This is a genomic window from Campylobacter sp. CNRCH_2016_0050h (genome assembly GCF_025772605.1).
GTDB classification, from domain to species: domain Bacteria; phylum Campylobacterota; class Campylobacteria; order Campylobacterales; family Campylobacteraceae; genus Campylobacter_D; species Campylobacter_D lari_D.
Genome location: NZ_JAKMSK010000023.1, coordinates 1 through 10,073, shown reverse-complemented (window position 1 = coordinate 10,073; position 10,073 = coordinate 1). Strand labels below are relative to the sequence as shown.

11 protein-coding genes are annotated in these 10,073 nt (G+C 27.7%); 3 read left to right on the top strand and 8 right to left on the bottom strand.

The genetic code is table 11. The annotated features are described in order from the left end of the window. Positions 1-459: DUF2920 family protein (locus L8X28_RS08130; protein ID WP_263666042.1), on the bottom strand; the 459-nt coding region annotated here is incomplete at its 3' end. Positions 460-528: 69 nt separating this feature from the next. Between L8X28_RS08130 and L8X28_RS08125 the strand changes: the two genes are divergently transcribed. Beyond that, a complete protein-coding gene (locus L8X28_RS08125; RefSeq protein WP_263666041.1) occupies positions 529-1,311 on the top strand; it encodes an AAC(3) family N-acetyltransferase in 783 nt (260 codons plus the stop codon). Position 1,312: 1 nt separating this feature from the next. Next, complete coding sequence (locus L8X28_RS08120) at positions 1,313-2,833, top strand: amino acid adenylation domain-containing protein (RefSeq protein ID WP_263666040.1); 1,521 nt, start codon at positions 1,313-1,315, stop codon at positions 2,831-2,833. Here the strand turns inward: L8X28_RS08120 and L8X28_RS08115 are convergent. Genes L8X28_RS08115 through L8X28_RS08090 form a run of 6 tightly spaced genes read right to left on the bottom strand, consistent with a single transcriptional unit; the run spans position 2,805 to position 8,594 of the window. Continuing rightward, positions 2,805-3,563 carry a phosphocholine cytidylyltransferase family protein gene (locus L8X28_RS08115; protein WP_263666039.1) on the bottom strand — a complete coding sequence of 253 codons (759 nt, stop codon included), beginning with the start codon at positions 3,561-3,563 and terminating at the stop codon, positions 2,805-2,807. The two genes, L8X28_RS08120 and L8X28_RS08115, sit on opposite strands and share 29 nt — an antisense overlap. After that, the gene (locus tag L8X28_RS08110) at positions 3,560-4,159 is read right to left on the bottom strand and encodes a gamma-glutamyl-CDP-amidate hydrolase (RefSeq protein WP_263666038.1); all 600 of its coding nucleotides are present in this window, start codon (positions 4,157-4,159) and stop codon (positions 3,560-3,562) included. Before L8X28_RS08110 ends, L8X28_RS08115 begins: the two co-directional genes overlap by 4 nt. Continuing rightward, positions 4,156-6,480 carry a PEP-utilizing enzyme gene (locus L8X28_RS08105; protein WP_263666037.1) on the bottom strand — a complete coding sequence of 775 codons (2,325 nt, stop codon included), beginning with the start codon at positions 6,478-6,480 and terminating at the stop codon, positions 4,156-4,158. Before L8X28_RS08105 ends, L8X28_RS08110 begins: the two co-directional genes overlap by 4 nt. A 12-nt stretch (positions 6,481-6,492) precedes the next feature. Further along, positions 6,493-7,266, bottom strand: coding sequence for a class I SAM-dependent methyltransferase (locus L8X28_RS08100; protein ID WP_263660016.1), 774 nt, complete (start codon positions 7,264-7,266; stop codon positions 6,493-6,495). A 49-nt stretch (positions 7,267-7,315) separates the two neighbouring features. Continuing rightward, the gene (locus L8X28_RS08095; protein WP_258108309.1) at positions 7,316-8,083 is read right to left on the bottom strand and encodes a class I SAM-dependent methyltransferase; all 768 of its coding nucleotides are present in this window, start codon (positions 8,081-8,083) and stop codon (positions 7,316-7,318) included. Then, on the bottom strand, positions 8,070-8,594 hold the full coding sequence (locus L8X28_RS08090; RefSeq protein WP_263660803.1) for an adenylyl-sulfate kinase: 525 nt from the start codon (positions 8,592-8,594) through the stop codon (positions 8,070-8,072). The genes L8X28_RS08095 and L8X28_RS08090 overlap by 14 nt, the downstream gene beginning before the upstream one ends. A gap of 108 nt (positions 8,595-8,702) precedes the next feature. On the opposite strand from L8X28_RS08090, the gene L8X28_RS08085 reads away from it, so the two are divergent. After that, the gene (locus L8X28_RS08085; RefSeq protein ID WP_087698989.1) at positions 8,703-8,927 is read left to right on the top strand and encodes an acyl carrier protein; all 225 of its coding nucleotides are present in this window, start codon (positions 8,703-8,705) and stop codon (positions 8,925-8,927) included. A 20-nt stretch (positions 8,928-8,947) separates the two neighbouring features. On the opposite strand, the gene L8X28_RS08080 is transcribed toward L8X28_RS08085, so the two are convergent. Beyond that, positions 8,948-9,991 (bottom strand): acyl carrier protein, encoded by a 1,044-nt coding sequence (locus L8X28_RS08080; RefSeq protein WP_263659990.1) that lies wholly within the window; start codon positions 9,989-9,991, stop codon positions 8,948-8,950. Positions 9,992-10,073: the final 82 nt, after the last annotated feature.

Below are 10,073 nucleotides of genomic sequence, written 5' to 3'. Positions count from 1 at the left end.
CACAGATAACTCAACCTTATAGTCTTGATTTAAAATTCCTTGTTCTTTTAATATACTCATTTTTTGATCAAGAATTTGATAATATTTTTCTATATTTTTTGTATTATCTAGCACTTCAAATTCTATTTCAAAATCCCTGAAAGCCTTTTCAAATGTTCTTATATCGTCTAATAAAAAAGTCATTTCAGCGCTATATTTATCCACATCAGAAACTCTTTGGCAAAAACAATGATAAAATACATTTACAGCTACTACATCAAATTTTTTAGCTATAAAATTTCTATAACTTTCTAGAAAATGTATATTTGCATTTGCTCCATATCCACCTATGATAAAAACAATAGCTTTCATTTGCTTACTATCATCATAAGTGATTCTATATTCTAATTTACTTTCTCTTTTTATATTTAATTCTACATCATCACAAGAGTCTATGAAATAGGTTTGATTTATGAGCATATTTTTCTTTCTTGATATTATAATTTATATGCTATTATAACTAATTAAAATACATTCAAAGAAAAAAGTATGAAATATATATTTAAATGCAATGATAAAAAATATTCCAATATAGACTTAATAGAAGCTTTTAAAAAACTTGGTATTAAAAAAGGTGATATTTTGTGTGTACATAGTGAATTGATGAAATTTGGTATTCCTTTACTTCCTAGAAATGAATTTTTACAAACTATATTAGATTGTTTTTTTAAAGTTATAGGTAAAGAAGGTACTTTAATCATGCCTACATTTACTTATAGTTTTTGCAAAAATGAAGTTTATGATAATTTGAATTCAAAAAGCACTGTTGGCGTTTTAACAGAATATTTTCGTAAATGGGGGGGGGTAAAACGCACCAATGATCCTATATTTTCATTTGCCATTAAAGGAGCTAAAGAAGAATTGTTTTTAAAGGACACTACAAGTTGTTTTGGAGAAAATTGTGTGTATGAAATTTTAGCCAAAGAAAATGGAAAATTAGTTTTATTTGGCTCTAAAATAGCCGGGTACACTTTTAGTCATTTCATAGAAGAAAAAGCTCATGTTCCATATAGATATTTTAAAAATTTTAGTGGAAAAATTATTGATGAAGATGGTAAAATACTCCAAAAAAATATTAAATACTATGTTAGAAAATTGAATGAAAATTCAGATTTAGATGTTGATAAACAAGTAGCTATTTTAAAAAATGATAATAATTTTAATATTTTAAATTTTTCCAATGCTCATATAATAAATATCGACATGAAAAACTATTTAGAAAAAACATTAAAAGCTTTAAAGGATAACCCTTATTGTTTGCTAAAGGAATAAAATGACAACTCATATCAATGATTTTTTACAAGAAAGTGTTGCTAAATTTGGAAGTAAAAATGCTTTTGTTGAGTTTAATGGTAGAAGTATAGGCTATAAAGAATTTGATGATTTAAGTAAAAAAATAGCAAGTAAAATTCTTTCTAAACTTCCTACTAAAAGTACACAAGATCCTGTATTAATCATACTTCCTAAAGGGATTGATTGTCTGCTTTCTTTTTTTGGTGTAGCAAAAAGTGGAAATTTTTATACACTTTTAGATGAAAAAAGCCCTAAAGAGCGTGTAGAAAAAGTCATAGAAGTTTTAAAACCAAAGCTTTTAATTACTTCTAAAAAATTAAATTTAGATTTTAGTCTTGATACCATTTTTACAGAAGATTTTGAAAGCTTTGATATAAATGAAAATGCTTTAGAAAAAGCTTTAAATAATCACATAGATACAAACTTACTTTATGTCTTTTTTACAAGCGGAAGCACAGGAACTCCAAAAGGAGTAAGTATAAGCCATAAAAGTGTGATTGATTATACTTTTTGGGTATGTGAAACTTTTAAGCTAAGCCATGAAGATATACTTGCTAATCAAGCGCCATTTTACTTTGATAATAGCATATTAGATATATTTAGCTCTGTTAAAATGGGAGCTACACTTCATATACTGCCAAATCATCTTTTTGCTTTTCCAAATAAAATTTTAGAGTATCTAGAACAAGAAAAAATAACAACAATTTTTTGGGTACCTTCAGTGCTGATTTATTTTGCTAATACCAATGCTCTTGAAGCCTTTACACTAAGGCATTTAAATAAAATTCTTTTTTGTGGTGAAATCATGCCAAATAAACAACTCAACATTTGGCGTAAGCACCTTCCTAGTGCTTTATTTGCTAATCTTTACGGACCTACTGAAATTACCGATGCGTGCTCTTTTTACATAGTTGATAGGCAATTTAGCGATGATGAGCTTTTACCTATAGGAAAAGCTTGTAAAAATACCCAACTTTTAGTCTTTGATGAAAATTTAAATTTAATTACTCCAAGTCAAGTGGGAATTAAAGGCGAGCTTTATGTAAGAGGAACTTGTCTTTCTTTAGGCTATTACAACGATAAGGAAAAAACAAAGCAAGCTTTTATGCAAAATCCTTTGCACGATAATTACCTAGACTTGCTTTATAAAACAGGTGATGTGGTAGCTTATAATGAATTTGGCGAACTTTTATGTTATGGACGGATAGATCATCAAATCAAATATATGGGTCATCGCATAGAACTTGGAGAGATAGAAAGTATTATCAATTCTCATGAGAATGTAAGAAATTGTGCTTGTATTTTTAAAGAAGAAATTATTTGTTTTTATGAAAGCAAGAAAGAGTTAGATTTTAAAAACTTTTTAAAAGACAAACTCCCTGTTTACATGATACCTAAAAAATTTGTTAAAATAGAACAATTTACTTTAAATGCAAATGGGAAAATTGATAGGAAGGTTTTAAGTAAAACTCTTAAATCTCCACTCTTAAATCGCTCATAAAATCTATCTCGCACCAATTTCCATTGATTTTTATAGCTTTTGCATTTTTGTATTTATTAATTAAAATTTGTAAAAAACTTGTCATATACATATTTTTAAAATCTTTTTCATCATAAAGTAAAGTTCTATCAAGCTCATCATAAGTTTTTAAAACTTCTTTTAAAAAATGATGAGAAAATTTAAATAAGCCTATATATTGCCCTTGAATTTCATCATAACTTTTTGCTTTTTTGCCAAGCTCTACTATAAAATCATCATGTAATTTTAAAGTTTCAGCATCATCAAGTGGATTTTCAAACCTTTTTAACCATAGTTCTTTCCAAACTTTATCCACAATAACAGCAAAATCATCTTTTGATTGTTTGAGTTTTTCTATACTATCTTTAAAATAAACTATATCAGCGTAAGAAATAATCAAATCTTGCTCATCCTCAATACACTTTTGCAAAAAATCTCTAGCACAAAATAAAGTCTGAACCATATTAGTTTTATCATAGTTTTCATTTTTATAAAACAACTCCAAATTATGATTTTTACCCGCATAATCCTTTAAAACATCAAATAAATATCCACCAACTACACATATCTCATGAATATTATTTTCTTTTAAAGCTTGAATTTCATAGTCTATGATTTTTTTATTTTTATATTCAACCATACATTTTGGATTGTTCTTTGTTAAAGGCATTAACCTTGAACCAAACCCTGCTGCTAAAATTATAGCTCTCATTTTATATCCTTTAACCACGCATTAAAAATACTTTTTTCGCTCATACCATTTTCTCTTTCAATATGCCACATTAGACCATAAATACTAAATTTTTTATGCTTAAAAGCTTCTATTGTTTCATCTTTTGCATTTGCTAACACCTCAAGCTCATTACCTAATGTTTTAATAGCAAAATTATGATATGAATTAACATTAATTATTTGATCTTTTAAATACACTTCATGATTTCCAACATGATCTTTACAAGGACAAATAGTAGAATTAAAATAAGAAGCGATCATCTGTGCTCCTTTGCAAACCCCAAGTAGTGGAATGTTATTTTGCATACAATGTTTTATAATGTTTTTTTCATACTCATCTCTTTTTTGATTAATAAAAGAAAATTTACAAGAGTTTAAATCATTACCCCCACTTAAAATCACAGCACTAATACTAGAGATATAATTTTTAAAATCAATTTCATAACTCAATGGAAGAGGTAAAAACTCACTTAATTCTTTTTTAAAAAAACTTCCCCAATCAAGCGCCAAACACTCTCTTAATTCATAATAATCTTGATTTTCTAAAATTCTTTGACTAATAGCTATAAATTTCATAGACAAAATATCTGCTCACTTTGACAATCAATTTTAATTTTTTTTGCTTGAAGATATTTTTTAAAATTCTCTTCACCTACACCAATAACAGCAGGCATAGCAAGTTCAGAAGCTCTAATAGCCATATGTGAATTTGCACCACCATAGCAAGTGATAAAACCTGCGATATCTTTAGTAAATAAATAATCATATCCAGGATCAGCTGCATAGATTAACACTATCTTGCCTTTTAAATCTTGTTCATTTTCTAAAGCAATATTAGCACTAATACTTTTTTGAGTGATAAAATTTGGATGAATATAGCTAGTAAAAAACCCAAATATTTGATGTGCATCAGTTAGTAAAGCCGGAAGTTTTATAGCTAAACTTAATTCATATTCTTGTTTGTTTTCATTAATTTCACTCAAAAATTTATCTTTTGGATTTTTAGAATACACACTAGAATACAAATTTAAAATACTCTTAATATTCAAATGGGCCATATCTTCTTTAGATATTCCATAATAATTTCCAAGATCCTCTATCAGTGATATAGCTTTAGATAAGAGCTTGCTAAATTCAAATTTAATAAATTCGCGTCCTTCTATAGCTATTTTCAAAAAACTAAAAAATTCTTTTGCATTAACTTCAATTCCATGTTCTTTTAAAATTTGATCAAGTTTTTGCAATTTATCATCGCTAATCTTAAATTCCTTTTCTTTTTGAATTTCACTTTTTTGTTTTAAATCAAAATACCCATCAAAATCCTCATCATACCTTGGAGATAAAATATTATAAGTCCCTGCTCTTAAATGACCAAATTGTTTTAAAAAATCTTGTTTGTTATTTTCATTTAAAGTTGCTAATTCATAACTCAAAGTTTTACTAACGGTGTGGAGAGAATTTAAAAATTCATTTTTTTCTTCTTTGCTAAAAAATCTAATTTCCACCAAAGAATTAAGCATAGTCATGGCCACAAACGCAGCCCTTGCAACACCAGCAAATGGTAATGTTCCATATCTTTTACACTCTTCTAAAAGCCAATAAATTTTATCCAATGATGAAAAATCTGAATGCATAATATTTTCATAATATACAATCATTTGTTTTGATTTTTCTATATCTTTTAAACATAAGCCATTTTTAATATTAACAATAGAATTAGTAAGATTTAATAAAGAAAATTCAATGCGTTTAATTTCATTTTTATTAAAACCATGATCTAATAAGCGTTCTAATTTATCAGCCATATGAAAATCATAACAAGAAAATACTATATCAAATTCTACTTTATCATGTAACTCATGATTTTCATATAATTTATTTAAATAATAATTAACTAACTTTTTAGCAATACTCTCATCCAGTGTTTTTGGTATAAAAGAATTAAAAGAAAGTCTCACATCTACATAAGGAATACCTAAAAAAGAATGGATTAAAGGGTGCGATCTTAAATCTCTATAGCCATAATTATTTCTTTGATAAGCCCAAATATTATCTGTAATGATTTCTTTATAAAGACTAAAAGCTAATCTTTTTGGTCTAAGTCCTATAATTTCTGCTGGATTCCAATCAGGCATTACACCAAAAATGGCTTTATCTCCAAGCACTCTAGATCTTGGTTCTTGTAAAGATACAAATCTTTTATAAAGTCTATGTAAAGCTTCTTTAGGCAGGTTATTAAAAAGATTAATTTTTTCTTGCATTATTAAAGGTCTAACTTGCAAGCAAAAAAGTTCATCTTGCTCATTAAAAGCAAATTCTACATCTAAAAAATTACAACCATATAAACTTTCAAGTTCTTTTAATAATAAAATAACTTTTTGCATATATGGATCTTTTATATCTTCATTTTCACGGTAGTGAAAATATGTTTTAGCATTTTTAGCACTTCCATCTGTAATGGAACTATTAGAGCCGTTTTCATCGTATTCTATACAAAAATATGGAGCAAAATTATCCTTATCTACACTAAAAGCAACACCACATTTTTTAATATCTAAAAGCATAGGTTGGATTAAAATTTCATCATTCTCACTAGGCATAGAATGACCTACTTTTTCTAAAGCATTAAAAAGTTGGCTTTTATCATTAATATCTACATTAGCCAAACTTAGAAAAGCTCCAGCATTGGAACTTTTTAAACTATCTTCGCTATTAGAAGAACTACGGATGATTAGTTTTTTCGCATTTAGATTGATAATTTTTTTAAGCACTTCTTCTTTATCTTGAATGATTTCTTTTAAAGAAGTGATAACTACATCTAAAACTTTTGCATTTTTAAGTATATTTTTTAAATTCTGTAAATTTCTTGCTTTTGTTTGAAAAACTAATCTATCCATAATATCACTCTTTTATATTTTTTTTGCACTCCAAGCTCTTGTTGTATATTTGATATCAAATTCACCTGGTAATTCTTGTTTTAACTTATCAGTGATTTTCTCAAACAACTCATTACCTTCTTTAGTCTCAAGATCCCAATAAGGATTTTTTACACTTTTCCAAGCATTGATATAATTATCTACACTTTGATGAAAGTAAAAATCTTCTTCCAAATAAATAATATTATCAAAAAGCTCTTTATGTGCTTCTATAATAGGGCGTTGATCTTCTCTTCTTGTGCCTCTTGTATAATTTGGAACAAAACTAACAATAATATCTTCTGCTATTTTTTGAATAGGATCATTTAAATCTCTATGATTCCACATACAAGTAAAATAACATCCTTTTTTGAGCAATCTATGACTTTCTTTTAGTGCCATTGATCTATCCATCACATTAAAGCTACTTCCAAAGCTCACCCAATCAAACTCTCCATCTTTTAAAGTAGAGTCAATACCGGTAGCTCTTACCCATTCTACATCTTGACCTTGAGTTCTTTCTATACCAATTTCACGCATTGCATCATTTGGCTCAACCGCTACCACTTTACAAGCTCTCTCTAAAAGCATAATACTTAAATTCCCTGTACCTGCTCCAATATCTGCAACTTTTATCTTTGAACTTTGACTAGTTCTTTTAGCAAGCTCTACTAGCATATCTATACTAAGTGGTGCATAATTTGGTCTATATGAGTAAAATTTTGCATGCTTAGTATAATCCCAAACTTGTTCTACTATTTTTTCCATTTTTTTCCTTTAACTTTAATAGCAAAGCTAAAAAAGCTAAAGGATTTTACTATGCCTTATGCACCGTCCATGCACGGATTTTATAAGGAATTTCAATCATATCCATAGAAGAAATTTTATTTTCTATCATTTTTAAAATTTCTTCCCATCTAGCTTTTCCAGCTTGTGCTTGAATATCATTTACAGAATGCCAAGCTCCAAGATAACGCTCTTTACTCCAAAGCTCTTTATAATCGCACTCCATAAAAAAGCAGTCTGTGAAATCTCCAGTACTTACTAAGATTTCTTCCCAATTTTTAACATTTTGAGTTCCACTACTTACACGAGTAAGCTCTGGTATAATATGTTTAATTTCCTCTTCAATTTCATAAAACACAGAGCCTTTAGCTATATGGCGTGGATTCCATATAGCAGTGAAATACCCCCCCCCTGTAAGCACTCTTGCAAACTCAGGTAAGGATTTTTTAGGATCTGTCCAGTGAAAAGAACTGGCCATGATTACCCAATCAGCATAATTACTAGGCATGGTAGTTTCTTCTCCACTGCCTTTATACCAAGTAATATTTTGTGAATTTTGGGTAAATTTAATACCCTCTTCACGCATATTATCATTTGGCTCGACTGCATCTATACAAAGATTAAACTCATCAGCAAGCATTTTAGTAAGCTTTCCCGTACCCGCTCCTACTTCTACAACTTTTAATGTGCTTTTATTTTGATCATTTACACATTTTATGAGCTTTTCTATAAGCATACTTGAGTATGCTGGTCTATTGTGATAATGTTTTGCAACTTCACTAAAATCACCTTGTTTCATGAAACTCCTTTATTACTAAATCAAATATTATATCGACCTTTTTATCTAAATTATCCTGCAATGAATTATCTAGTATAAAATGTGCATTTGGTTCATCATATTTTACATCAACACCTACAACATTTTTAATTTCACCATTTAAAGCTTTTGTATAAAGTCCTTTTTGGTCTCTTTTAATTAATTCTTCCATTGAGCATTTAATATAAATTTCAAAATAATTTTTTAAATTTTCTCTATTATATTTATAAATTTCATTAAACATAGATATGGTTGTTACAACTACTATCATACCTTGATCATTTAAAAATTTAGCAAATTGGGATCTTTTTAATGCTACATCTATACGACCTTGCTTATCATAGCTATAATACCCCAGTAAATCTCTTAATTCATCTCCATCAAGATAGATAATGTTTTTATGCTCATTTTTTAATTTCTCATATAATGCTTTACCTATAGTACTTTTTCCACTACCTGCTAAACCTGTAAGCCAAATAACACTTGCAATCATTTAAAACTTTCTCAAATTAATAAAGATAATATATTATCAAATTCTTATAAAATTCAATATTAATAAGATATAATAATCATTATTATTTTAAACAAAAAAAGGATAAATATGCAAAATATTAAAAAATTTTTTATGAACATAGAGAGAACCGATATTGATGAAACAATGCAAAATTTAGTAAGTGAAGACATTATAGATAGTATTGATATTATGGCTTTAGTAGCTGAAATTGAAAAACACTATGGAAAAAGTCTCAATGCTGAATTTATAAGTCCTGAAAATTTTGAAGATTTTCAAAGTATCAAAAATATGCTAGAAAAAGCATATAATTAACGCAATGTTAAAACATTGCGTTAATTACTTTTTAAAGACTGGATAATTTTATTTTTAGACACAATAATTTCTGCTATAAAATCAGCTATTTTATCCCAATCACTTTCTTTGGTTTGGGTTAAGGTTGGATTTTCTTCATACTCATCCCAATTAATCGGCTCAAATAAGCTTTTTCTGTGTGAAAAATACTTAGCTCTAACCCACTCAAGTGAAGGAGCATAATAATCAACATAAGCTTTTGCTATTTCTTTTTGCACTCTAAATTTCAACCTATCCTCATTAGCACCTTCAAAAATTTTTCTAGCCGTATAAAGTAAAGAATTTATGTTTTGCCCATGCAAATCTTTTTTTATAAGTCTTCCTTGAAGCTCCATACCTAAAAGATTAAAACTTTCATTTTTATTTTGCTTTAATGAAAATTCATCATCCCATTCTAAACCTAAATGATATACAAAATCTTTAAGTAATGTTCCGCCAACATATTCTTCCTTCAAAAGTCTCACTATTAAACTTTTTTCACCAAATACTTCTATATGGCTCTCACAAATCCACTTATAATCAAATATATATTTTCTAGGATGCTCATCAGGCTTAAAATCGGCACTATAAAACCCCATATTATTTTTAATATCTTGAGAACAATGAGAATTTAAATATCCAAGAGTATCTCTAAAGTAAATAATTTCATAAATTTCATCAAATCCTAAAGCATTTAAAACACTTTTAAGAATTTCTATATGTCTTTTAGTAGAAAAATCCCAAACTATCCCTTCTGCAGAAAATATAAATTTCTTATCTTTATGTATTGTGGCCTCTATTTTGAAATTCTCAACAGCCTTAATCAAACGCACATCTTCTAAATCGTCCAATGGATTTTGACTTAATTTATCTTTTTTTATAAGCTCTAAAACTATATCGACTAAAACCCAATGTCTATTTGCCATTCTAAGAGATTTTGGATAGATATAACCTTGTTGCAAAAGTTTATTTTCATTTTGCATTAAAAAGCCTTGTCTTTCTTGATTGCCACTATTGGTTGTTCCTATACTAATATACGCTGTCATTTTTTCCTTTTCATATTTTAAAAATCTATATCTAGTAATTATATCAAAATCACATAATTTCCAATATAAATTTATTACCCTT